The following is a 24,509-nucleotide window of genomic DNA, read 5'->3' on the forward strand; positions in this document are numbered from 1 at the left end:
TCAATAGCGTATAAGTGCTTCATATCTTCTCATCATTTATAACTTTATAACATAATTGCATATTTTAGCACAGGGGATTGGAAAAGCAATCAATAAAGCACCGTCAGACAATTTGTTCTTCCTAGCCTCCATAGACTCGGATATTTGTGTGCTTATATTCACCTCATGCCCATTTCCCACCTTAAAGGCGTTTGACCAGACCAGGCTAAAGTCCTTGAATATATTATTATTATTTATGTCTTCAAGGACGTTTAAGTGGGGGGAGATCACACTGGCTATCCGTTACAGTATTATCATTCCAACCTATAATCGAATCCAGCAGCTGTTGCTCTGTGGAATCCTGACTTTGACACCGTCACTGAAATTATTCCGCTAATCACGCCAGAAGATATTATTCATCAGACGGAGACCTTGTCCAAAGTTGTTTTTTCCACAAGAGTCCCTCCAAATACGAAAAAGGAATTTGCCAAAAAAGATGTAGCTCCCTGGATGCTGCTCGTCACTCGTTGTGTATCTATCCGACGTAGCCAGTTAACTCGTATCGGGTGATTTAATGAACGTTTTGTCCTTTATGGACTTGAAGATTGGAACCTTGGCTATCGACTGCATCGATTAAAGATTCCATTTCATTGCATCCGAGAGGTTGTCGGATATCACCAGGAACATCCAACCTCTTACAGAGGCAATGTATTTAATATCGATAATTTAAAAATCATGTTTGAAACCTACGGATTCAAGGACTCCTCGTTAAATTTATTCGCCCTAGTCCCTCCATCCGAAAATGTAGAGGTCTACAAAAATACGCTGCGAGTCTTACGCAGGGGATTCCGTTCGAAGAGAACTCGTTCATCCGCATTATTGCTGAGAAGAACATTGCGAATTGCAGCCAAGCAGTTCTATCAGCAAAATAACACCCAGAAGCACCGGACGTCGTTAATATGGATAGCAAGGAAGGCCAGGGGCAGGAAAAGCCGGGTCGCTCAAGTGCTGCGGGAATTGCTGGTGAAGTCTGAGAAGCTGATGGAGTGAGCGCAGGCTAACCTAGCTTGATCAAATGCTTTCTCTTAGGATTCCTTAATCTAAAAAAGTAAAAGACACCTAAAGAGTGGTGTCTTTTTGCTGTATCCCATATAAGATTTAACTGGTGAGTTAAAATCTTATGTCACGTTATATCTAAAGCTTTATCTTTTGCAACTCATCTATCATAGCGGATCTTTTCGGATAATCATTACATAACTGTTCAATAATCATTTCCGCTTGAAGTTTTCCACCGGCTTTAATGAGATGGCGAATCATCCCACATACTTTTTGATACTCTTTCCGATTCGATGATACGGCAGTTTCCTCCAAAATAAGTTGGGAAAACAACGCGAAAACATCGTCAGCATACTTAGAAACAAGATGCGGGTAATACTCTAACACAGCACGCTTATACTCTTTAACATAATTGAACAGTCTCTGCGTCTCGTTCTCTTCAACAAGTATACGTCTATATAATGAGTCTGCACTCCAACTTCTGTCGCTCTTGTTCAGCTCGTTCAAAAGTCTCTCGTAGGCAATTTTCCAGTCATCCGCACTGTATAATCCTTTCAAACGCGAGTAATACAGATATTCGCCGTCTAACACAAACTCCTCGGCAATTTCGATTTGCTTCTCTAACTGATTAGTAAGTCCATAGATCTCATATTGATAAGCCTTCCACTCGTTCACTAAACCATGAAATCTTTTTGCTCTATCCTTTTTTTCTCCTTGCTTAGCTAGTTGCAGCGCTTTATCAAGGTCTTGCTTCTGGATTGCTTGTTCAATCGCTTTTTTCCGAAAAACCGTATACTCAAGATGACTTTGTAAATACTGTTGTGCTTGGCTTTCACCGTCGAACCTTTCAATGATTTGGTACCGCAGCCAAGCTGAGTGTTCAAGAAAATAGCTGTTTTTAGATAAGTGACTATCTTCCTCACTCACCAATCTCTTAATGGTATCATTCCATAAATCCTTTTCCGCATGATCCGTCATCACATGAACCGCACTTTCCAAAAGTGACAATTGCCAATCACTCCAACCCTTAAGACTTGAATGGCCCGCCTCTTTTAAAAGCAATTTAAACAGCTTCGACTTTACCTTCCGGTCGCTCTCTTCAATATAGGTAGTCACACTACGAACTAAGCTCAGGCATTCCTGTATCATCCCTCCGACAATACCACCGGAATCATCGCACTTCTGCAGCAAATTCCCCATCTCGTGCATAACACAAAATGAAATTTCAGCAGCACGGATCGCTTTTCCGCCCTCCAATGCATCCTCTGCTTGTTTCATTATTTGTTCAGCACCAACTACAGCATAACTAACATTACGATACGTCACGAAGCCATAACGGTCAGAACTTTGTTTAATATAGGAGCGAATAATTTTTTTATATTCACTAAGAGCATTCTTATCATCCGTGTCCATAAATCTCAAGGAAAGCGCCCGCTTCACCTCATCTATGTCTTCAGAAAAGTTAACGAGTAACGTTACCAGATCATCTTTGCTAAGCTTGGACAATTCAACAGCGATATTTATTGACTTAAGTTCCAATCCATTCATCTCCTCTCCGAGTGAAGCATATAGCATTATCCTAACGAGAATAACGACACTCATGCAAGGGCTAGCCCTCGATTTCCCATTCAATTTTATATTTTTAACGAAATAGGAAAGTATAATAAGAGGAGAATTCAGGAAGTCAAAAAACAGGGGGCGCTTATGGGACGACTAGTTCATTTCGAAATTCATGTTGATGACATGGAACGTGCCAAAAGGTTTTACGGCGAGGTATTTGGATGGACCTTTGAGGATTGGAGTAATTATGCTGGCATGCCTTATTGGGGAGCTACGACAGGGGCTGCAAATGAACTCGGCATTAATGGGGCTCTGATGCAACGGCAAGGGGCTTCTCCACAGCCCGGCCAACCTATAAATGGATATGCCTGTACCATTGGGGTGGGGGACTATGATGCTACTGAGTCCAAAATTCTTAATCTTGGAGGCAAGTTAGCGTTGCCAAAGTATGCACTGCCTGGAATGGCGTGGCAAGGGTATTATATAGACACAGAAGGAAACACCTTTGGTATTCATCAGCCGGACGAGCATGCAAAGTAGTCCAATTGAGCCGTTAGACATACAATACTGGGGATATACGCTAAAATGGAATTGAAAAAGACACCTTGCCAGGTGTCTTTTCTTTTGCTACTTTATGAAGCCAAGAGAGCCCTCTCCCTGTCTTAAAGTAACGGCTCAATAGATCTACTTATGTAGTCAAACACTTAAATAGTAGGAATCAATTATTATTCGACCTAACTGGCATCCAAAAAACCACCCAGCTATCCCGTAAAAAGCTACTCTTGTAAGCCATTAAGCTTCATTAAACTCCATATGGAGTATATTCCTTCAATCTTATTATTCATCCTCAGGGAGGCTCTCCACAGCTGTAAAGAATACATCCAGGAGATCTCTGTCAAAATGTTCTCTGACATAGTCTGATACTTTCTGCAATTGCTCCTCGGTGTCATACTCCAGACATGCACGCCCTTCGGACCATAATACCGTAACTTGAAATACCTCTTTCAATTGTTCGATCATATAATCCTGTTCCACAGATTCGCGGCTGGTTGCCAACGATCCCACACCCCTTCTGCAAATGCTCTTCTACCTATACTTCTCTCTCTTACATTATTCAAATTTTAATTATATCTTTTCGATGACATTTATCACATGCGGAAAATAAAAACGAATAGACCCGAACCTACCTCAAAATTAGTACTCGCTTCATCAAGAGACGGACACCAGGGACCTTATTGCCTTTAAATTCAGCCATTCAGGAAGGTAACGGACTCCAAAGACTCTATGCCTATATTCCACTGCTCAGCAGGAAATAACGTCATCTGAGTCCGCTCCATGTTCAGAACAACTTTATTTGGAAAATAACGACTATAGAGTCCGTTAGCTCCTATAAATGAGCTTCAACCTGCAGAATGGAATGTTCTCATCAAGCAGGTTCGACCAACGTCTTATGTCCAGCACTGATTATGACGTTGAGCCATAAACGTATCTGTATTTCCCCAGCTCCGCAACTATTCAAAACAGAAACGAGAGAACGAAAAGAGAGAGTGAACAGAGAGAGTGAACAGAGAGAGTGAGAAAAAGCGACCTCGCTAGGTAGCTTGAGGCCGCTTCTTCTCTTTACAAACTGGTTAGCTATCGATTGAATAAACTTATGATCTCTACTTAGTATTCAGCAATCGCAGGATCAGTGTTAGCGCTTCGGCCCGCGTGGCATGTGCTAGCGGATCGTAGCGGTTTCCGTCCTTGCCCTGCACCAGCCCTGCCTTAACAGCAGCGGCCAGTTCGCCCCTCGCCCAAGCCGGAATGCCGGCTGCATCTACGAAGGTCAACTGCGGATGTTCTTCCGCTGCAAGCTGCGCCGCGCGGGCGGCGATGACTGCGATCTCTGTACGAGTAATGTTACCACTCGCTCTGAACGTGCCATCCGCATATCCGTTCAGCAAGCCTGCATGGCTGAGTGCCGCCACCCCTTCAGCAGCCCAGGCCGGTATCTTGTCCTGATCCCTGAAGACTGGCGATGGAGCTGTTGCCGGGCTAAACTCCAAAGCACGGCTTAGGAACACGGCGAACTCCGCTCGTGTCACAATGCCATCCGGCCGGAAGTTTCCGTCCTCGAATCCGCGCGCAATTCTTAGCGCGGTCGCCTGACGGATTACGTCCTGTGCCCAGTGGCCCTGCACATCGCGGAAGCTCGCCGGCTCCGCTGTCGGTGCGGCAGGCGATGCCCCAGCAGGGCTGCCCCCGCCGCCTGCTGCACTTACGATGGTGCCTGTTACGGCACCATCAGAAGCCGCGCCGCCCAGGCTGGGGCTTGGCGTCGCTACCGGACCAGTGCCCGGGTCCGTTCCGGTGCCTGGGTTCGTGTCAGTTCCCGGGTCCGTTCCGGTGCCCGGGTTCGTGCCAGTTCCCGGGTCCGTTCCGGTGCCCGGGTTCGTGCCAGTTCCCGGGTCCGTTCCGGTGCCCGGGTTCGTGCCAGTCCCCGGGTCCGTGCCGGTGCCCGGGTCCTTCACAACGGAAGCCTTCAGCTGCGCTACGGCTTCCGTCAGCCCAAGCAGCAGCTCGTCCGATCGCTGCTGGGAGCCGCCCAGATGCACCGCTGCGCGGTGTGCATCTGCTATCGCCGCGGCCAGCGTTGCCTTAGCCGCTGCCGGGTACTGCCCCGCAGCCGTGCCAATCTCGGCTGCGTCGTAGACCTGCTGCGCAGCTGTAATCGCCGCCGACAGGCGGCTGTTATCCGCTGCGCCAAAGTTCAGCCGCACCGCATGCACGGTGCCGCCCACCCGCAGCTGCGCGTTGGTCAACATCGCCGGATCTACCGGCTTGATGTACACCACGCGCGTGCCCGGTGCTGTCTCTTCACCAGGTGCCGCTGTGGCCGTGCCACCGCTCACCTGAAGCTCATCGACAGCCGCATCCACCGTCAAGACGGCGTAGGTATCCACCGCCACCGTCGCAATCCGTGCAGGGCTATGAATGTAGCCCCCTGCCGGGGAGAACTCGTCTTTGTTAGCATCGGCGACTGAAACGTTGACGGTATATACCGCATTCTTCTTGAATTCATTCAGCGCCGCTTGCAGAGCTTGCGCGGCAGCCTTAATCTGCGGCTGCGTAGCCGCCAGATTAGCCCCGGTCTTAGCGGCGGTTTGCACCGCTTGCTCGGCATGTTGTTTGGCAGCGGTGAATACTTCTTCAGCGCCGGACGGCGCTGTTGAAGTATCTAATAATTGCTTGGCAGCAGCTATCGAGTTATTCAAATCTTTCAGAAGCTGTGCATTATAGCTGATATATACGCCTCTGATTTCATCTCCTACCTTATATCGGACATAAGAGAGGCCCAACCAATTCGCTCCAGCCGTCTCCGTCCCCATAGCACTGCGGATGGTAACCTGAACCGCTTGCTCCGTCTCTGCCACCCCATTCTTCAGTTGGATTGCCCGATAGGCGTCCTGTGAATAATCCAGTCCGTCAATAGAGAATCCACCTCTGAAATTCGGCATAGATTGCACCACTTCTTTGGCCTGAGGCACAAGCGTAAGATTCGCATACACCTTATCACCATATTCACCTGAAGCGAGCTTAAGCAAAGTCGCCGTACGGCCAAAATCGGCCTCATATACGGACAACGTCGCCGTTTCCGCCAGTGTATCAATCACATGGACAGGGATAGGTGTAGTGGCAATGTAATACCTGTCCTTATTATTGTTATACCGGGTTGTCAGCGCTTGGACCGAAGCATCCACCGCGTTCTGCGTGGCGCTGTCATTCCCCATTACCGAGACAGCTGTCCTCAAGATATCGCTGTTTAGAGATGTCGAGACCCCTTTTGCATATTCTCCTGCCGAGGCCGGCGCAAAATTATACCCTGGCTTGCCCTCAGCCGTTCCCAACTCTTTCAAATCAGCCAACAGACCTTCTACCTTAGCGACAATGTACCGCAACGCTGTTTTATTAGCCGCGTATACTGAAGCCTTATATACTGCAAGCCCATCATTAAGTGCGTGATAAGCGGACTTAATAGCATCTGGAGACCGGTCTGGCTGCGCTACGACTTCTTCCGCATGAATAATATGCGTATAGAGCACACTCCGCGATCCAATCGGGTATTGACCAAACTCCGTGCCTTCCACCGTAGTGTCGTACACTGAACGGGATACCGTCACGAGTTCCTGCAGTTGCACAAGCGTAATTGCAGATGGTCCTTCACCGCCCCCCGGCTCCCCTCCACCCTCTCCAGGATTCACAGGTAATCCGGAAGGATCCAGCCAAAGCTGTACATTATACCAATAATCATATTCCAGTCCCGGGTAGGTCGGATTGTTCTTGATGATGACATGCATCAGGACATCCGTAGGCTTCTGAATGTCTGCAATTGGCACAGACATGACAGTCTTGCCGCCTGAACCGCTGCCGCTTGTTACTTGGTATTCCTGATAGCCCTCCATCCCTTGCACATGGCTGCCGGTAATAACAGCTTTGGCCGCGCCCGGCTTACGGAAGGCGATATAAGGGATCAGCGCTGCATTCTCTGCTTTGATCTCATGCTCGAAGACCGCCTGGCCATTCTGCACGGTCAATTTGCCCGAATTCTCCACATACAGGAATACATTCGCTGCGGAGTCAGAAGAAGTGTTATCCATCAGGTAGCGGTAAAAGATATTGCCGTATGTACCGTTCTGCCCCCCTGCTGCCGCGGCTGTCTTTGCGCCCCAATCGAACGGTGTTATCAGGAGCAGCAATGCCAGCAGCAACGCTGCGTATTTTTTCAACTTCATCATTTCGTCCCATTCTCCTCTTCTCAGTGTGCCTTTCTTGTGCCTGATATAAAAGAAGGAAGAAGAAACGGAGCCCCGCTTCTCTTCCTTATGCAATCTTTAAGCACTCGGCCTCTTGGCCTCCTGCTTGTTAATTCCAGTGAATGTCCAGATCGTACAGTTGACTGTGGAACACGGTGGAAACGTATAATTGAATACTAATGTCCGAGTTTGGATTGGTAGCGGTGAAAGTAAAGGTGGTCAAGTCGGTACTAGCGTCGTAAGAACCGTAATAAGTAGAACTCTCTGCATTCAGGTAAGGGAAATAATCGCCTTTAAGCTTAATAGTAACTGCGTTGCCGTTCACTTCAGCCGGTCCACTAATGAATCTGCTGGAGTGGGTATCGTAGGATCCTCCGTAGTAGAATTGATAGGATTTGCTTGCTGCAAATGCCGGAACGGCCAACATCAGTGTAAGTACAACCATCATCAGCAAGGATACTGTCTTCTTCGCTTTTACCATTAAGTAACACACTCCCTATGATTTGATATTAGAGCTTACGCTTTAACTGCCTGGTTCTCTGGACTTTACGACGAACAACAACCTTCCCTAGGCAAAAGCGGCGGTGCCGCTTCATAATGTGCTGAGCTTCAACCTGTACCCCTTAAGATCATCCCGCCTTTCCTTAAATTCATCGCTTTCTTAATTGATAATGATTATCAATATCAATTAATTGAGTTGATCTTACCTGTTTATCCCAGTCCTTGTCAACCCTTTTTTGTATAAAATTTGAATAATTAATATTAGATGTATCAGTTCAAGTCCTTCCTTTTCGGAACGATATACAGCCCAGTCTCCGGCTCCCTTTTTACCACAACATCCACTCCATACACGGCTTTGACCGAGTCCGCAGTGATAACCTCCTCCGGTGGGCCTTCCAGCACCACCTGGCCTGCCTTCATCGCAATCAAATGATCGCTGTAATGAATCGCCTGGTTCATATCATGCAGCACCATCACGACGGTCAGGCCGTGTTCTCTGCCCAGCCGCCGAATCAAATCAAGCATTTCATACTGATAGAAAATATCCAGGTACGTCGTTGGCTCGTCCAAAAAAAGAACCGGTGTCCGCTGAGCCAAAGCCAGCGCCAGCCAAACCCGTTGCCGTTCGCCTCCCGACAGTTCGGCTAGTGGCTTCAGCCGCTTATCTTGCATGTCTGTACAGGCTAGCGCCCAATCCACTGCTTCACGGTCCTCTTCACGCTCCGGTACCAGTAGCGAACGGTGCGGAAGGCGTCCGAAAGAAGCCAGCTTCTCCACCGTCAGATCACCTGGCGCAGTATTCTGTTGATGCACCACCGCCAGCTTGCGGGCAATCTCTCGCGGTTTAAGGCGAGCTAGCTCCCGTCCGTCCAGAATGATGGAACCCGAAGAAGGTGTGTAGTTTGCAGCTAACACGCCGAGTAAAGTGGACTTACCGCTGCCATTAGGACCAATGATTGCAGTGGTGCAGCCCATAGGAATCGTAAGATTTAGCTGCTCCAGCAGTTTTTTGTTACGGTGATATGAGAAGGACAGTTCTTTAATCTCCATGGTTCACCTCTCCTTTACGCAGCAGGAAGATTAGAAATGGACCACCGATCACCGTCATGATAATCGAAGCCGGGATCTCCACAGGTGCAAGCACTGTGCGGCCAAGCGTATCAGCTACCAGGATTAGCAGCGCACCCGCCAGCGCCGAGAAGGGAATCAGCACCTTATGGTCAGAGCCGATGAGTTGACGTGCAATATGCGGCACCAGTAGGCCGACAAAAGCGATCAATCCGCCAATCGCCGTCGCCGTTGCCGCCAGCAAGACCGCCACTGCCGACACAGCAATCCGTACACGGCTTACATGCATACCGAGATTGCGGGCCGTTTTATCCTGAAGTACCAGTACATTGCACCAAGGGCTAATCAGTAAGGCCAGAACCAGGCCAAGCGCGCCATATAGCACGATGATCCGCACATCTTCCCATGTCTTCAGGTTAAAAATCGAAGTCGTTGCCATATTCACCATCGTTACTGCATAGCTGCCCCTGTAGTTAAAAGACTGCCCCAGCCCAGTGAACGTAGCGTTCACAGCAATCCCGACCAAGACCAGCCTCAGCGGCTGAAGTCCTGATTTCCAGGACAAGGTGAAGACGAGCAGGCAGGCGATAGCTCCCCCCAGAAAAGCAAATAGCGGCATCCAGAAGAACAGCGCCGGAAAAATTGTAACCATCGTCAGCGAAACAAAGCCTGCACCCGAGGAAATACCGATTACCCCGGCATCAGCAAGCGGACTGCGCATCACGGATTGAAGCAGCACGCCGGAAACAGCCAGTGCGGCTCCGCAGAACAACGCCACGATGACGCGTGGCAAACGTAAATCGCGAATGATCGCTACATTTTCATTGGTGCCTGTAAACAAGCCCTTCAACAGTTCAAGCAAACTGACCTGCAAGCTGCCGCTGAGCACTGACCAGAGCACTGCTACCAGCAGCAACACCAAGACAGCGGCAAAGCTCCACAGTGATTTCTTCATGTTCTCTTCATCCTCTGTCTGTTGTTAAAATACACCCGCCCTACTGCTTAAGCTCCGGGTATAGCATCGGCAGCAAATCGCTTAGCGCCGTATCGGCTGCAAGGTTCGCCGTGGTTCCAAATAGCTCTTCAGGCAGATCGTAAACACGTTTGTTCTTAACCGCATTGAAGTGCTTCCAGATATCATTTTTAATAAAATCCTCGTTGAACATCTTAATCACTTCCTCCGGCATTCCGTGTGCCGCGCGCAGAATTACATCAGGGTTGCCCTGCTGCAAATATTCCGTATTGGAGGCCAAATATTCGACCGACTCTCCTTGGACGATATTGACGCCCCCAGCAATACGAACAAGGTCACCGATGTAAGAATGTTCGGTCGCTACCAAATAGCTGCCTGGTACCCCAAGCAGAATAAGCACCTTGGGCGAAGGCTTGCCCGCTATAGCCGCTTTGATTTCAGCGATTTTATCTTCATAACGGGTAATTACGCTCTCAGCCTGCGCCTTACGGTCATACTTCTCTCCAAGCTGGACCACCGACTCCTCCAGCTTTGCAAGGCTGGTCAGGTTGAGGAAGTTCGCTTCGATCCCGGCGCTCTGGAACAACGGCTCCAGATCATATTTCAGTGTGGTCACCGACAGAACCTCGGTGGGCTTGAGTGACTTTACTTTTTCCATATCTGGACCCATGGGGTTGCCGACCTTCTCCACATTCGCATAACGTTCCGGCAGCTTCTTCGCACTGGTCGGTATACCCACCAGATTCAGATCGAGCAAATCCATAATCTCAGTCGCCGACACCGTAGTTGCAATAATACGTGGCTCCTCCTTGGGTGTGGGCTCCGGTGTGACTTCCGCTGATTGTTGCTGCGTGGCTGCCGGGGTGGACGCCGGACTCTTTTGCTTTGCGCTCTCCGTATTTGCAGCACAACCCACGATCAAGATGACCCAGCATAAAACGGCCATCAGCCCTATCATTTTTTTCATAACAGGAACGTCTGCTCCTTTCTTCCTGCAAAACTGCGAAGGACGCCGTAAATTCGGCATCCTCCGGGTAGTCTGTGCTTATGTGTAATGGATTTTATTGCTCCAGCAATTTCACTAGTAGCGTTACTGCCTCTGCACGGGTTGCATATTCACCCGGCGCATAACGATTACCACCTTTGCCGCTAATCAGGCCCGCTTGCTCTGCAGCTGCAATGTAAGGGCGTGCCCAAGCAGCAATATCGGCGATGTCGCTGAACGTTGGCACTGCAGTTGGGTCAACCTTCAGCCCTTGTGCACGAACGATGATCACAGCAAGCTCGGCGCGGGTGATTTTGCGGTCGGCGCGGAAGCTGCCGTCTTCATAGCCGCTGATGATTTTGCGGGCGGCTACCTGTGCCACACCGTCGGCTGCCCAGGCAGGAATGCTGCTTGCATCGCTGAAGCCACTGCTGTCCGTTGCTCCGCCTTCAAGCTTCAACGCCCGGCTTAGCAACACAGCGAACTCAGCCCGGTTGATCGGGTTGTTCGGACGGAAGCTGTTATCATCATATCCTTTGACAAGTCCGGACTTGATTGCTTGCTCAATAGCAGCTTGTGCCCAGTGACCGTTCACATCAGTCAGGCTAACCGGCACTGCTTGCTCTGTCCCCGTCGTTCCACCATTAGCCACTGGTGTTGATGTAGGCTTTGGTGTCGGAGTAGCAGATGCTACTGCTGTTGCCGATGGTGTTGGTGTAGCTGCTGGCGAAGACGCACCAGAATCAACTTGGCCAGCAGGGTTGCTTGTCTGACCTCCCACCGTATTGCCTACTTTGATATCCACATTATAGGTGTGGAAGTAGTTGAACTCAGGCCAGTCAATTTTTACCCATGCTTTAAGTCTGACCCCGGTGTTGCTAATAGGGAACTGCACAGTACGAGTGTTGGCTGCGTTATCCGAAGCAATTACAGACACCGACTGCTGACCTACGGTGAATCCAGTGATTTCCTTGCTCTGCGTTAGTGTAATGGCCAGATATTTCTGCCCGCCTGATACAATCAGCGTACCTGGATGCTGCACGTATGTATCCATCATAGATACCTCGTTGCTGCCATCCTTGAGAATACTGTAGTCGATGCTGTAATAACCATCCGCGATGGAAGACCCCGGTGTTGCAGTTGGTACTGGCGATGGTGAGGTGACTGGTGCTGTTCCTCCGTCTCCACCACCTTCCGTACCCGGTGCTGGTGTAGATATTGGAGTTGGAGTTGGGGTTGGCGTAGATGTTGGCGTCTCTTCTCCACCGACACTTACAGCTGTGATGGAGTCCAGATTAAATTTATAACGAACCGCATGCGATTTGTCATAATTTGCTGAGGCTACGAAAACACGAACTGTTCCAGGAAGAATAGCGGATAACCGCTCCACTGGAAAAGAAATCACACGTGTATTAGCAGCCTTATCCTCACTTACTGTCGTTGCCGGCACAAGATTTGTTCCGTCACCGGCGACTTGAATTTCCTGGATGGTGGAGCTGTCTTTAATTACGCTAAACGAGATGCTCTTCTGTCCTTTGTCCACAGTAAGTACTGCCGGAGTGCTGAAATACTTATTCATCGACGATTCGGTGTCCCCGGTTGCCTGAAGTACTGAATAGGCAATCGTATATTGTCCGTCGTTCAATACCGGATCGGAAGGCGTTTCCGGCTTAGGCTCAGCGGCTGGAATCTGGCTCGGATCAAACTTGAAATCAACGTCGTACACGTTGAAATAGTTGATTTCAGGCCACTCGATCTTGACCCATCCCTTAATCGTGGAGTTCAAATCACCCAATTCGAATTTAACTGTTCTTTGGTTGTTAGACGCATTTTGATTGGCTACTGTTCCTTCAGATAATGTTCCATCTGCGGTTGTCAGCTTCAACCCGGTAATTTCCTTGTCCTGAGTAACTGTAATAGAGACATAGTTCTTGCCGTCCTTAACTTCCAATGCAGCTGGCTTAAGGACAAATCCCTCCATTACAGAAGGGCTGGTAGTACCATCCTTCAAAATAGAATACGGAAGCACATACTGCCCGTCCTTGTAACGCGCACTTTCGGCGTAAGCTCCGCCAAGCGGCTGAATCACTGATCCTATAAGTAAAATGAATGCCATAATTCGTAGCACAAAACCAAATCTTGCTTTATTCAACACGATCATTCCCCTTTGAACTTATTTTTTTCTGGCTCTATAAACCGCATAACCTACCGCCGTAACCAGCACAGCCGCCCCGCTACTCAATGTTGGAATGAGCTTTGGTCCCGCTTGCTCTTCTGCTACCACAACGGGTGCTGTCGTCGGAGCTGCTGCGGCCGTCGGCTTCTTCGTTGGCACTGGCGTAGCCGCTGGTTTCTTCGCAGGCGCTGACGTTGCCGTCGGCTTCTTCGCCGGCACTGGCGTTGCTGCGGGCTTCTTCGCTGGCGCTGACGTTGCTGCGGGTTTCTTCGTCGGCACTGGCGTTGCTGCGGGTTTCTTCGTCGGTACTGGCGTTGCTGCAGGCTTCTTCGTCGGCACTGGCGTTGCTGCAGGCTTCTTCGTCGGCACTGACGTTGCCGCCGGCTTCTTCGCCGGCACTGGCGTTGCTGCGGGCTTCTTTGCCGGCGCTGACGTTGCTGCGGGCTTCTTCGTTGGCACTGACGTTGCCGCCGGTTTCTTCGCCGGTACTGGTGATATCGCCTTTAATTTCCCAGCCTCAAACACAAACCGGATTGTGTAGTCATGATCGTAATCAATAGACGGCACAGTGACATGAATCTTCGCAATCACCGGTTTTTCTACGTCTTTGATTTCAAATTCCACAACCCGAGTATCTGCCGCCTTATTGCTGCTCACAACTTTGGCGTTGCCGCCCGGGACCTGGAACTCAGTGATCCACTCGCTATGATTCAGCTGCAAGCGGACTTTAACCGTTCCACCGGAAACTGTCAGCTGCGCCGGCTTCTCAAAATAGTCATTAGCCATGGAAACGGATTCATCTTCAGCCTTCTTGATGACATAATCGACGCTATAGGTCCCCTCTGCCGGAGCGGCGGACGCCTGAAGCAACGGCTGCACAGTGTAGACAAACATCAGTACAAGCATGAATACCAGTCCAAATTTTCTTCGAATCGACACGGTATCGATCTGCCTCCCTTCCAAATTCATGTATTTATCATTGATAATCATTATCAACTTATCAGCAAAAAAAAAGCAACCCCTGCTCCCCTTTTTCTTGTATTTGCCAATATTTCTTGTAATGTTCCAGTAAAACATGTAGAAGTTGGACGCTGACATGATAATAATGTGATTTTTTAACCTTTGTCAACCCTTTTCTAAGATCTTTTGTTTTAAAATTCTCTGTTCTTCAAATCAAAACGGATACAGTTTTAGCGGCGCAACCCGCGCATTTTGTGCTTCCCAATAAGGCTTCTTCACTGAAATCCAAACCTGAATGTCACTATTCTGCCATGAAAATGTGAATATTGTTTGACAACGATAATGATATTCATTATCATTTGATGAGAAAAGCAATTATCTTCCTTTCTTTCGTCCCTCATTTCGGTACTTCTTCCGAAAGCTCATGATGAGGGTAACTACAATCAAACAGGAGGTTATCCATGGTCAAACAATGGCATGCACCTCTCCTCCTTCTAACCTTGTGCGCCCTCCTGCTCACCGCCTGTGGATCGGCGGGACGGTCGGAAGTTACTGACGCGGCTGCAGCTTTACCCGCGCTGACCTTGACTGATTTTGCAGGAAGACAAGTCAAATTCCCCTCTGTGCCACAGCATATTGTGGCGCTGGGTAATGGAGAGGCAGATATTATTATCGCCCTCGGGGGAGCATTGGTCGGCAAACCAACCTCAAGCGGTGGCACCACGCTTAAGGGAACAGAAGACATTATGCAGATCGGTACGGCGCACGAAGTAGATCTGGAGAAGATCGCCTATCTCAAGGGTGACGCGGTGCTTGGCAATACGGGGATGAATGCCAAGGATATCCCGGCTATCGAGAGCATCGGGGCCAAGATGGTACTAACCCAGGCCAATTCAGTGGCGGATATTACAAAGCAGATCACCCTTTTCGGCCAAATGCTGAACAAGGTACCGGAGGCGCAGCAATTAAGCGCAGATATTGAAGCCGGGATAAAGACCGCAGCGTCCTCCCGCACTGGTGAGAAACCGCGGGTACTGCTGGTATATGGCGCTCCCGGCACCTATATGGCGGCACTGCCGAATTCACTCGGCGGAAATATACTGGAGCTTGCGGGCGGAGTCAATATTGCTGCAGATTATCCAGCGCTACAAAGTTATCCGCAATATGCCACGTTGAATACGGAACGAGTCATGGAGGCCAATCCACAGATTATCCTTATCATGACCCATGGCAACGGCGAGGATGTGCAGAAAGGCTTCGAACAGGAAATGCGGCAGAACGCGGCCTGGAGTTCCATTGATGCGGTTGTACATAACCGGGTACGTGTTCTTCCCGCCGATCTATTCGGCACGAATCCCGGAACACGAGTGACCGAAGCCCTGCAGCTGTTAGTATCGCTGTTCGCCGAGTTGGAGGCGCAATGAACAAGCAGCAACGCAATACCCGTAGGACTCTCGCCTGCATTCTTGCTCCTATCCTGTTGTTGCTGGCCTGCTTGTATGGGCTGACTTATGGATCCGTCTCTATCTCTCCCGTTGAAGTTTGGTCCATCCTGCTAGGCGACCGCCCGGAAACATCGTCGCTGATTATTATGGACCTAAGGCTGCCCCGGGTACTGATCGGCCTCTTGGTTGGCGCTTGCCTAGCCGTGTCCGGCGCGCTGCTGCAAGGCGTGATGTCCAATCCCTTGGCCGATCCCGGCATTATCGGCGTCTCTGCCGGCGGAGGCTTGGCCGCCGTCATTGCGATGGTGGTTCTGCCGCAGTACAGTTATCTGCTACCTGCCGGAGCTTTTCTCGGCTCGTTTCTCGCCGCAATCATGATCTATCTGCTGGCCTGGGACAGCGGCGCTTCACCCATGAAGATTGTACTCGCGGGCGTAGCCATCAATGCGCTACTCGGCGCTGCTATGAATGGCTTCATGGTTGTCTTCAGCGACCGCGTTCAGGCCGTACTCCCCTGGTTGTCCGGCGGACTCAGCGGACGTAGCTGGCATCATCTCGGCTTCGCCGCACCGTATGCCCTGATCGGGCTGGTCTTGTCGCTTCTGGCCATCAAACCAGCGAATCTTCTGCTGCTCGGCGATGATTCTGCCCGGCTGCTCGGGCTAAGAGCAGAAGTGTCTCGCTTCCTGATTATTCTGCTGGCCGCACTTCTCGCCGGGACTGCCGTCAGCGTAGCCGGACTGGTCGGCTTTGTCGGACTGGTCGTTCCGCACGCAGTTCGCCTGTTAATCGGTGGTGATTACCGCTTCCTGCTGCCAGTCTCTATGCTCGGCGGCGGCGCGCTTGTCGTCTTCACAGACACGGCTGCCCGTACCTGGTTCGATCCAGTGGAGCTGCCTGTCGGGATTTTGTTAGCCGGAGTGGGTGCCCCCTTCTTTCTCTACCTGCTACGCAGAAGGAGGTTGACTTCATGAGTACCCGCAGTGATAACAGCGTCACCATCAAAAGTGACCCGGCCATTGAATGCCGTCAGCTAAATTATACGCACGGCGGCTTCAGGCTGAAGGATATTGAGCTTAGTATTCCGTCAGGACAGCTCACTGCGATTGTCGGGCCCAATGGCTCTGGCAAATCCACGCTACTGCGCATCTTGGCCGGACTTGCCGCCCAGGAGTCAGGAGAAGTGCGGATTCTTGGTGAGGAGCTTCATAAGTTCCCTCGCCGAAAATTAGCCCGTACCCTGGCAATGCTCCCGCAGTCCAAGCACGTGCCAGAGAATTTAACCGTCCGCGAGCTTGTAGCCTACGGCCGCTCTCCCTACCAAAGTCCCTGGAACTACTCGGCAAGCACCGAGGACCATCAATGGATCGACCATGCATTGCAGCTAACGGGAACCGCCGGGTATGCTGACCGCATGTTCCATACTTTATCCGGGGGTGAGCAACAAAAAGCCAGAATCGCCATGACTCTGGCCCAAAATACGGATATTCTGCTTCTTGATGAACCGACTACTTTTCTCGATATTACCCATCAATTCGACGTTATGAACATGCTTGCAGCCATCAACCGCGAGACCGGAATCACAATAGTGATGGTACTGCATGATCTGCCGCAGGCCGTTGCTTTCAGTCATCATATGGTGGCGCTAAGGCGCGGATCTGTTGTGGCCGCGGGAAGTCCGCGGGGATTACTGGACGATGTCTTTTTACAGAAAGTATATGATCTTGAGGCTTCAGTGAGTTATGTGGAGAATTACCCTGTAATTATTCCAAAAACCTATTATAAATTGGAGGAACGTAACATGATTATCGTGAACAATACTTCGCAAATTAAGAAAGGTCAGGCTTCGCTGCTGATTAACCGGTTCGATAAGGTCGGCAAAGTTGAAGAGATGGAAGGCTTTCTCGGCCTTGAGGTACTTCTGAATGAGAAACCGGCGGAATACGATGAAGTAACCATCAGCACGCGCTGGGTATCCAAAGAAGCTTTCCAGGGCTGGACTCGCAGCGACGCCTTCCGTGAATCGCATTCCCACCGCGAGACGCCGGAATATATCTTGTCTAACACGATTTCCTTCCACGAGGTAAAAATCGTCCGCAATCCGATCAGTGCTTAAACGTGATCTAAGCTAATGGATTCCCGCACGCCAATGCCTTTTATATTGCCAGTATGAGCTGAAGTAATAATTCATAGGAGCGGGAGCTAAGACCTTATATTAGAGGCCTAGACTCTCGCTCCTGCTTGTTTTAGAGATATAGAACGATGGAAGTATAGATTCTTCTTAACCATTAATCGGCCATTCTTTTGGAAAAGAGAACCCTTATTTCGATTTATTATTTTTACTTTTCCGAAAGATCAAAAATATGCCGACAACGAGGAAAAAGCATGATATAAGCAATTCTATTACGCCAAACTCTTTCTTTATTGTGTATCTAGCCAGAAATAGGCCTCCAAATAATACGACTCCTGCAATACTGACGTGTAACAGACTATCAATCTTTCTCAGATCCGATAACCTTCCTTTCTTAGATGCGATGTTGACTTTTAAATTTGAAAATCTCGTCAACAGCTTGGCGAGATCCACCTGCTTTTAGAAAGGGTTCTCTAATAGCAGCAACAGCTTCCTTGAAGGTTGGGCCGCTTAACACATGATCTACCGCTTCACGTAGTTGTTTGGCAGATAAGCTTTCCATTTGCAATTTAACTCCTGCCCCGATGTTGGCCACTCGCCCGGCAATGATTGGCTGATCGGCACTCTGTGGGATTACAATTAGCGGCACTCCGTAGTAGAGACCTTCATTGGTACTGTTCATTCCACCATGTGTGATAAATAATTTGGTGTATTTCAGTACGTCCGTTTGTGGAACATAATTTTTCACGATAAAGTTGCTAGGAATCTGCCCTAAATCAGAAATTTGAACCCTACTCCCAATAGACATGACTATCGTATGCTCCGTGCTCCCCAATGCCTCAAAACAAAGCTTATAGAAATCAATGGCTTGGTTGAAGACAGTACCCAGGGAAATGTAAATTGGGCTTTTCTCCATGATTACCATAAGGTCGAAGTGTTCTTGCGTTGATCGTGAAGAGATCGATGGGCCTACAAACTTATAAGTTTGGTCGATTGCTTCTTCATAAGGTTGGAACTCCCTCGTTGTGTACACGATAGTAAGCGGTGCTGGATTGCAAAATACTTCGTAAGGAGAAATGATCTCCACATTATATTTTTCCTTCAATATATCCGTCAGCTCATTAAATTTATCGTATATAGGTTGAACTATTTCTGCAGGTACCCCTATAAAAGACTGCTCCAACGTTCTATCGAATACCTCTTTTGTCTGCGCAAAGGTAGTACAAGAGCTGATTGCAGGAAGCTTAAGAATTTGCGCAAGCAAACGTCCACAACCAAACATGGAGTCATGGATGATGTAATCAAAATGCTCTCCTGCGGTTTGTTCAAGAACGGTTGGAATCACTACATCCGCCGTAAGTAAAAGACCGTTGATTCTTTCGAGGACATAATCTTTTCCACCTGAGATAAAGGCTTTAATGAATTTTTGATCGTCAAAGGTTCGTACGGAAGCACCCGTCTGCTCAATCCGTTCCCTATAAGCTTCTATAGAAAAGTAAACTACCTCTTCTCCACGCGCAATGAGCTCTTGCACTACTCCAAGTGTCGGATTGATATGTCCCTCAGATCCACCGTTAATAAATAACACACGCGCCATTTCTACCACTCCTTAGGTTTACTGTTCTCTAAATTGTGTAAGAGTACGGGGCATCATCCATATCATCAATATAACAAATATTGGAATTTATTTTATCATAGTATAATCCCTGAAAAATCTCAAACTTTTAGCGCTTGAGAGGACTTACCCTCCAAAAAACTGACACCATGCAGAAAAACCACCTTCAAAGGTGGTCTCACTGGTATAAGCTATATAATTCACTTCCACTCGTCTGCCAAAATAGCATAGACGCAATCATCATACCAGGCATCATTCATCCGGTAGCTTTTGATAAAATGCGCTTCTTTTCTAAATCCCAGATTCTCCAGCAGCTTGATTGACTTCAGATTGTCAGGATCCACTGATCCTGTAATTCTATGCTTACCCAGCCCGGTGAACAAATAATCAATCACGGCCCGGACCGCCTCGGAGGCATATCCTTTGCCTTGGAATTCAGGAGAGAGCGTATACCCTAGTTCAGCCTGAAAACCATCATACAAAAAATGAATGCCGACATCACCGACAAGCTGCCCATCCTTCAGAGAAATAGCAACTTGAAGCCATGAATCGTTGGTATTCGGTACGACAGTCAAATTGTCCGAGATAAACTTTTCAACCTCACTAATATCCTCTGGTCGCCATGATTGATATTTATATACCTCAGGCATCGCACGATATCTAAAAAAAGCATCTTTATCTTTCATTTCAAGCGTTCTGATTAATAATCGATCTGTTGTAATTACATTGAATGTACTCATATGATGCCTCCAAGTTATATAAAAGCTGATTATTCAGCAATTTACAATATATAGACATATTGTCTGCAAGAACTTCATGTTTATACTAGCCTAAAATACTGTTGTGTTCAATAAATAGGCATAACATTAGTGTCTCCTAACCCCAACGGTCCTTTCAAATTCAACCCACGGTTGAACAAAACTATATTCACTCATCTTGGAATAAATGGAATTTCCATTGCAAGCTCTTATAATAAAAGATAACGACGTCGTAATTCACTTTTCGGGAGATGTAACTATGTTGAGCAATGAAAAAGTCGGCAACAGAATCTCAATGCTCCGTAAAGAAAAAAAATTATCGCAAGAACAATTGGCCGAGCAATTAAATGTCAGTGCCCAAGCGGTCTCCAAATGGGAGACGGGAAAATCTATGCCTGAAACAGCCACCTTACCTCTGCTATCTACTGCACTCGGTCACTCGATTGACAGTATTTTGATGCCACAGCAACTGGTTGTTCTCTACGCAGCATACACAGATGGTCATGAAAGTCACGATGTTACTCATTTCATTAACCAGTTCGTTGTCGGCAATCGTTTGACATTGGCCGTAAATGAGCAGACTTTTCCCAATCGTATTAATAGTAACCGGACCAAACTGCTGCTGATCAAATATCAGACCCCTTCCGGGACTTTTGCTACTTATGTTCAGCAAAATAACCAATTAGTACTTGATCTCAAAACTGAGGGTTATCCATTGCAGCCAAAGGAACTGGAGATTGTGTTTGCTGCCTATGGCAATGAACAGACAAATCAAAATGTCTTAAGCAAGATGAAACATTATGAATACTTTAAATGGGAACATTTTACCGCAAATCACGAACTGTTCCCTAGCCTGATCGACAATAACGGAGACGATTACCTTTTGCTTGTTTATGTAAACGGCACAGGTATACATGCAATCAGCTGCCGAGAAGGCGATAAAATTCATTATACACCGGACCGTTCTCGCCTATATAGAGGCGATGCCAGGAATGATTATTATATTGTAGAGAACGTGGAACGTCTTGGTTTTGGTCAAGGAATGGATTGTTCCTGGGCAGGTGCTCTTTATCTTTCATTGAAGACCATGGGACAAGAAACAACCTATGAAACGGTGATGGGTGCTTCAGGAGCATGCTGGAGGATCGCTTTTAACCCCGTTTGGGACTATAGCTCTGCTGATGGACTTGTGGGTTACGACTATGCCAGCCTGGCATTCAAAGCCTACGGACTTCAGGTTAGCTGGGCAGACCGCATCACACCCGAGGAACGTAAACTGGAGAAGCAGATGATTATGACCAGCATCAGAAAACATGAGTTGCCGATAGCCATCAACCTCCGTGTAGCTCACGAATGGGGGGTCATCACCGGCTATATGGATGGCGGGAACACTTTGCTATGCCGCAGCTATTTTGACGAAGAGACCTTTGAAGAGCTTAAAAACGACCCGGAATTCCAGATGCGCATGAAAATGAGCAAGGGTTACCTGAATGTGGATCACTGGCCCTTCATCCTCATTCGTTTTAACGGCCAGTCAATTAAGCCATCCGCACTGGATACTCTGTACGCTTCTCTCCAGGCCAAACTGGACTCCATGAAGGCCCCGGAAAATAGAGGATATAAGTTGGGATACCAAGCCCTGCAGGAATGGCAGGCAGGCTTGCAGGACGAACAATGGTATCAACATGCGAACGATCAGGATTTTGCCAGAAGGCTCAGCGTCAACCACTTTTGTCTGATGGCTCTGACTGATGCGAGAAGAAGTGCGGCAGTATATTTGAATCATTCACTTTTAACTATGAGAACAGATTCTCCTTTGACCAAATATTTAGATCAAATGACGAATGTCTACAATGAGATGTATGCTCAGTTGCAAAATTTCCAGAACAGTCTGACCGATCCAAAAACTCTGGCAGCTTTCAGCTCCCCCAAACAAGCCTGGACGAGGGAGCAACGACAGCTGCAAGCCGATTTATTTCAGTCCATAATGGATCTGGAGTACTGTGGAGATGAGTTAGCTGAGAGAATATTGGAGGGTAGGGAGAATTAATAAGAAGGTTAAGAAGGAGCTTTTGTCCAAGCTCCTTTTTTCTAATATGGTGCTGGAACTTTACTAGATGGCTCCACTGGTTTCGAGGGTTGGCTTCAAACAAATAAATACTCATACTTGCGTATTTGCAATCTCAGGATCTTCGAGACTCTCCCAAGTTCTTCATCATGCTGCTCAATAAATTGTAAGACTGAAGAATGATCAAATCGAAGGGTTGTCTCCAGAGCACGTGCTTGTTTCGAGAAATCTTTACTAAAGGGTTTGGCTTTAACATTTCGTAAGGCCACATCTGTAGGCATACTGAATGGATAATCCGTTATATCTGACAGTAAACTCAAGCCATGATCAAAATATGGGCAGAGTCTATATCCCGTTAGACCATGTATAAAAGCAATATTGTTCAAGTGGCGATCTTCATTCAACAAAAAAGCATCCAGTTCCAACATTATTGAGAAGTACTCTAAGGTATCCAAATTTATCTTATTACGAAGAAATTCAACAATGAAAAGTACCGCATCACGTGTGCTTTGATCGCGAAGTACATCTTCAAACTTAATACCGTAACTTTCCAAAATACGATGCAAAGAAATAAGACTCTCCCCAGGCAGGAGGAAATCTTCAGAATAACACCCCTGATAATCAATACTGTCGTTTTCTCTCAATATACACTGACTATAAGGAACTACTAACTCGGGATGAATATTTGAACGTTTGATCATTTCGTATGCTACCCATTCTGCCAATCCTTCGTAGCCAAATTTATTAGCTTTCCCCCATACGTTTCCCATTTTCCATTTCAGCTGATCACCCTTACTGCTGCTTACAAATGTCTGCCGAAAGTCCTTGCTCACTTGCAAAACGGGGATGGACATCAGCGCACGTCAACTCCTCACCAGAGAATCGGATCCACACGTAATCATCATATAGTACACCATGTGTTTGTTTTACTATATCAGTTGGTACATAGTCTTGAAGTTCTAGAGCGTGCAATACTTTTTCAATATGATGCCGGGTACGCGGTAGACACCGAGACTCGAAATAGTCTAGTACATCGCCAACTAGCACTTTTTGCTTACCGGGAAAAGGTAAAAAGACGGGCAACACCTCTTCATCTTGCCAAACATCAACGTTCTGATTCATGTAGTCCAGTTTAACTTTCGCAATTACCCGATCATGTTCTAGCACCTCAAACTCGAGCGGAGGAGAAATATACGATTTAAAATTTTTCATGTTCAACCTCCCACAAATAGAATAACTCGAATTGAATCCATAGTATTAACAGATACTATTATATCATTCCGCTATCTATTTTATTCTCTAAGAAATACCAACCCTTTTTCCGTCCAACGGCTTGTTAAGCTGGCACCGTCAATTTCAATTTCCCCTTCTCTGGAGATATTTAAAATGACAGGCAGATCATTTATATAAAACTCGGTAGAGGTGCGCGCAATCAATTTATGTTTACTCCCATTAGGATCGATTAAGAAATATTGATCGGTATCTTGCTTGATCTTAAGCAATAATCCCAGATCGTTGTTCAAATAATCTCCTTCATAAATGCCGGCATCTATATCAGGGAGCCGTGTTAGTCCAAAGAAAGCAAGCATGCGCTCTTCGAACTCATTCCATTCTCCACTTGTAACCTCAATGGAAAGCTTCGGGCAATTCGCCTTGTTATACAGTTGTTGGGCAATTGCATGATAATCGGCTAAAAACTCGAAATACGTTTCCACCTTGTCCGGACGAGCTTTGTAGTAAGGCCTTAAACGATCCCTTTCCCAGATGTTTAGAAAAAACGACTCTCCCCGTACCTGTCTAAGATGACTAATTGCATCAGTTATAGAATTGCGATAGAGATAAACCAATTTAGGACTGAGCGGTGTCAGACACTCCCATAAAGCTTCGATAAAATAATCTAACTGTTGTTGCGGAGCGTTAGCCAATTGAAAACTAAAGATTTGATATTGAAAAATACAACTGTCTAAAATGACTACCTGCTCGGGATCCGCCGCCACTGCCTTCGCAAAGAACCTCCACTTTTCCAGCGCAGCCTCTATATATTCATCCAGTGAGAATTTCCACACATCTTTTTCTTGAAGTTCATTGAAGGCCATTTCGGATAATGCTTCTCTATGATTCCACGACAATTCGAGCAAATCGAAGCCAACAGACTCCTCACGAATGGTCGCAACTTTATCTATGAGCGAAGTTGAAAGGTTATGGCGGGTCTTCCAATTGAGATATTCATTCATCTTCAAGTGAGATTCTTGAAAAAATAATACAGGATGCGGCCGATCAACCTCATGCACCCATCTTGTTTTAAAGCCATGTCGCTCAAACTGACGAAATAATAAACCCGAGTTCGTTGACTTCCCAGCCCCAGGTAATCCTTCCATTAAGATAAGCATGGTCACTCTCCTCAATAAAGCATTTATCTTCAATCCAGTTAGTCACAT

At 47.6% G+C, this 24,509-nt stretch carries 19 protein-coding genes; 5 read left to right on the top strand and 14 right to left on the bottom strand.

Going from position 1 to position 24,509, the window contains the following annotated elements; all coding sequences use genetic code 11:
• Positions 1 to 1,173 precede the first annotated feature (1,173 nt).
• Positions 1,174 to 2,574 carry a hypothetical protein gene (locus tag HPT30_RS14595; RefSeq protein WP_175372082.1) on the bottom strand — a complete coding sequence of 467 codons (1,401 nt, stop codon included), beginning with the start codon at positions 2,572 to 2,574 and terminating at the stop codon, positions 1,174 to 1,176.
• A 165-nt stretch (positions 2,575 to 2,739) separates the two neighbouring features.
• Here HPT30_RS14595 and HPT30_RS14600 point away from each other — a divergent pair, with 165 nt between their 5' ends.
• On the top strand, positions 2,740 to 3,135 hold the full coding sequence (locus HPT30_RS14600) for a VOC family protein (RefSeq protein ID WP_175372083.1): 396 nt from the start codon (positions 2,740 to 2,742) through the stop codon (positions 3,133 to 3,135).
• 297 nt (positions 3,136 to 3,432) lie between these two features.
• Here the strand turns inward: HPT30_RS14600 and HPT30_RS14605 are convergent, their stop codons facing one another.
• The 8 genes from HPT30_RS14605 to isdC all read right to left on the bottom strand — a co-directional run bounded on the left by HPT30_RS14605 (position 3,433) and on the right by isdC (position 14,033).
• Positions 3,433 to 3,651 (bottom strand): hypothetical protein, encoded by a 219-nt coding sequence (locus tag HPT30_RS14605; protein WP_175372084.1) that lies wholly within the window; start codon positions 3,649 to 3,651, stop codon positions 3,433 to 3,435.
• Positions 3,652 to 4,256: 605 nt separating this feature from the next.
• A complete protein-coding gene (locus HPT30_RS14610; RefSeq protein WP_175372085.1) occupies positions 4,257 to 7,373 on the bottom strand; it encodes an S-layer homology domain-containing protein in 3,117 nt (1,038 codons plus the stop codon).
• Positions 7,374 to 7,500: 127 nt separating this feature from the next.
• The gene (locus tag HPT30_RS14615) at positions 7,501 to 7,872 is read right to left on the bottom strand and encodes a hypothetical protein (RefSeq protein ID WP_175372086.1); all 372 of its coding nucleotides are present in this window, start codon (positions 7,870 to 7,872) and stop codon (positions 7,501 to 7,503) included.
• A gap of 290 nt (positions 7,873 to 8,162) precedes the next feature.
• Positions 8,163 to 8,942 carry an ABC transporter ATP-binding protein gene (locus HPT30_RS14620; protein WP_175372087.1) on the bottom strand — a complete coding sequence of 260 codons (780 nt, stop codon included), beginning with the start codon at positions 8,940 to 8,942 and terminating at the stop codon, positions 8,163 to 8,165.
• The gene (locus tag HPT30_RS14625; RefSeq protein WP_175372088.1) at positions 8,932 to 9,915 is read right to left on the bottom strand and encodes a FecCD family ABC transporter permease; all 984 of its coding nucleotides are present in this window, start codon (positions 9,913 to 9,915) and stop codon (positions 8,932 to 8,934) included. Before HPT30_RS14625 ends, HPT30_RS14620 begins: the two co-directional genes overlap by 11 nt.
• Before the next feature lie 40 nt (positions 9,916 to 9,955).
• On the bottom strand, positions 9,956 to 10,900 hold the full coding sequence (gene isdE / locus HPT30_RS14630) for a heme ABC transporter substrate-binding protein IsdE (protein ID WP_376767037.1): 945 nt from the start codon (positions 10,898 to 10,900) through the stop codon (positions 9,956 to 9,958).
• A gap of 94 nt (positions 10,901 to 10,994) precedes the next feature.
• Positions 10,995 to 13,070 (bottom strand): NEAT domain-containing protein, encoded by a 2,076-nt coding sequence (locus tag HPT30_RS14635; protein WP_175372089.1) that lies wholly within the window; start codon positions 13,068 to 13,070, stop codon positions 10,995 to 10,997.
• 21 nt (positions 13,071 to 13,091) lie between these two features.
• Positions 13,092 to 14,033, bottom strand: coding sequence for a heme uptake protein IsdC (isdC, locus tag HPT30_RS30415; protein WP_376767038.1), 942 nt, complete (start codon positions 14,031 to 14,033; stop codon positions 13,092 to 13,094).
• A gap of 482 nt (positions 14,034 to 14,515) precedes the next feature.
• Between isdC and HPT30_RS14645 the strand changes: the two genes are divergently transcribed.
• From HPT30_RS14645 to isdG, 3 genes are read left to right on the top strand one after another with little or no spacing between them, the layout of a single operon-like run.
• Entirely contained in the window at positions 14,516 to 15,478 is a 963-nt protein-coding gene (locus tag HPT30_RS14645) for an ABC transporter substrate-binding protein (protein ID WP_175372090.1), read from the top strand.
• Positions 15,475 to 16,473 (top strand): FecCD family ABC transporter permease, encoded by a 999-nt coding sequence (locus tag HPT30_RS14650; protein WP_175372091.1) that lies wholly within the window; start codon positions 15,475 to 15,477, stop codon positions 16,471 to 16,473. The genes HPT30_RS14645 and HPT30_RS14650 overlap by 4 nt, the downstream gene beginning before the upstream one ends.
• A complete protein-coding gene (isdG, locus tag HPT30_RS30420; RefSeq protein WP_175372092.1) occupies positions 16,470 to 17,615 on the top strand; it encodes a heme oxygenase in 1,146 nt (381 codons plus the stop codon). The genes HPT30_RS14650 and isdG overlap by 4 nt, the downstream gene beginning before the upstream one ends.
• Before the next feature lie 409 nt (positions 17,616 to 18,024).
• Here isdG and HPT30_RS14660 read toward each other — a convergent pair whose 3' ends face one another.
• Together HPT30_RS14660 and HPT30_RS14665 are read right to left on the bottom strand one after the other, a co-directional pair.
• On the bottom strand, positions 18,025 to 19,227 hold the full coding sequence (locus tag HPT30_RS14660; protein WP_175372093.1) for a macrolide family glycosyltransferase: 1,203 nt from the start codon (positions 19,225 to 19,227) through the stop codon (positions 18,025 to 18,027).
• Positions 19,228 to 19,445: 218 nt separating this feature from the next.
• Positions 19,446 to 19,985: a GNAT family N-acetyltransferase gene (locus tag HPT30_RS14665; RefSeq protein WP_175372094.1), complete on the bottom strand. Its 540-nt coding sequence runs from the start codon at positions 19,983 to 19,985 to the stop codon at positions 19,446 to 19,448.
• Between the two features lie 277 nt (positions 19,986 to 20,262).
• Between HPT30_RS14665 and HPT30_RS14670 the strand changes: the two genes are divergently transcribed.
• Positions 20,263 to 22,053, top strand: coding sequence for a helix-turn-helix domain-containing protein (locus tag HPT30_RS14670; RefSeq protein WP_175372095.1), 1,791 nt, complete (start codon positions 20,263 to 20,265; stop codon positions 22,051 to 22,053).
• A 95-nt stretch (positions 22,054 to 22,148) separates the two neighbouring features.
• Here the strand turns inward: HPT30_RS14670 and HPT30_RS14675 are convergent, their stop codons facing one another.
• The 3 genes from HPT30_RS14675 to HPT30_RS14685 all read right to left on the bottom strand — a co-directional run bounded on the left by HPT30_RS14675 (position 22,149) and on the right by HPT30_RS14685 (position 24,461).
• Complete coding sequence (locus tag HPT30_RS14675) at positions 22,149 to 22,925, bottom strand: HipA domain-containing protein (protein WP_175372096.1); 777 nt, start codon at positions 22,923 to 22,925, stop codon at positions 22,149 to 22,151.
• Positions 22,864 to 23,283, bottom strand: a complete 420-nt coding sequence (locus HPT30_RS14680; RefSeq protein ID WP_175372097.1) for a hypothetical protein — start codon at positions 23,281 to 23,283, stop codon at positions 22,864 to 22,866. Before HPT30_RS14680 ends, HPT30_RS14675 begins: the two co-directional genes overlap by 62 nt.
• An 80-nt stretch (positions 23,284 to 23,363) precedes the next feature.
• Positions 23,364 to 24,461: a P-loop NTPase family protein gene (locus HPT30_RS14685; protein WP_175372098.1), complete on the bottom strand. Its 1,098-nt coding sequence runs from the start codon at positions 24,459 to 24,461 to the stop codon at positions 23,364 to 23,366.
• Positions 24,462 to 24,509: the final 48 nt, after the last annotated feature.

The sequence above is a fragment of the Paenibacillus agri genome, assembly GCF_013359945.1.
Lineage (GTDB): Bacteria > Bacillota > Bacilli > Paenibacillales > Paenibacillaceae > Paenibacillus_AQ > Paenibacillus_AQ agri.

What these genes read in the sequence shown, in the direction of transcription:
- HPT30_RS14650 (WP_175372091.1), top strand. Translation starts at nt 15,475, where the DNA reads ATGAACAAGCAGCAACGCAATACCCGTAGGACTCTCGCCTGCATTCTT.
- isdE (WP_376767037.1), bottom strand. Translation starts at nt 10,900, where the DNA reads ATGAAAAAAATGATAGGGCTGATGGCCGTTTTATGCTGGGTCATCTTG.
- HPT30_RS14610 (WP_175372085.1), bottom strand. Translation starts at nt 7,373, where the DNA reads ATGATGAAGTTGAAAAAATACGCAGCGTTGCTGCTGGCATTGCTGCTC.
- HPT30_RS14680 (WP_175372097.1), bottom strand. Translation starts at nt 23,283, where the DNA reads ATGAAAAATTTTAAATCGTATATTTCTCCTCCGCTCGAGTTTGAGGTG.
- HPT30_RS14675 (WP_175372096.1), bottom strand. Translation starts at nt 22,925, where the DNA reads ATGTCCATCCCCGTTTTGCAAGTGAGCAAGGACTTTCGGCAGACATTT.
- HPT30_RS14665 (WP_175372094.1), bottom strand. Translation starts at nt 19,985, where the DNA reads ATGAGTACATTCAATGTAATTACAACAGATCGATTATTAATCAGAACG.
- HPT30_RS14645 (WP_175372090.1), top strand. Translation starts at nt 14,516, where the DNA reads ATGGTCAAACAATGGCATGCACCTCTCCTCCTTCTAACCTTGTGCGCC.
- HPT30_RS14685 (WP_175372098.1), bottom strand. Translation starts at nt 24,461, where the DNA reads ATGCTTATCTTAATGGAAGGATTACCTGGGGCTGGGAAGTCAACGAAC.
- HPT30_RS14625 (WP_175372088.1), bottom strand. Translation starts at nt 9,915, where the DNA reads ATGAAGAAATCACTGTGGAGCTTTGCCGCTGTCTTGGTGTTGCTGCTG.
- HPT30_RS14615 (WP_175372086.1), bottom strand. Translation starts at nt 7,872, where the DNA reads ATGGTAAAAGCGAAGAAGACAGTATCCTTGCTGATGATGGTTGTACTT.
- HPT30_RS14600 (WP_175372083.1), top strand. Translation starts at nt 2,740, where the DNA reads ATGGGACGACTAGTTCATTTCGAAATTCATGTTGATGACATGGAACGT.
- HPT30_RS14670 (WP_175372095.1), top strand. Translation starts at nt 20,263, where the DNA reads ATGTTGAGCAATGAAAAAGTCGGCAACAGAATCTCAATGCTCCGTAAA.
- isdG (WP_175372092.1), top strand. Translation starts at nt 16,470, where the DNA reads ATGAGTACCCGCAGTGATAACAGCGTCACCATCAAAAGTGACCCGGCC.
- HPT30_RS14620 (WP_175372087.1), bottom strand. Translation starts at nt 8,942, where the DNA reads ATGGAGATTAAAGAACTGTCCTTCTCATATCACCGTAACAAAAAACTG.
- HPT30_RS14660 (WP_175372093.1), bottom strand. Translation starts at nt 19,227, where the DNA reads ATGGCGCGTGTGTTATTTATTAACGGTGGATCTGAGGGACATATCAAT.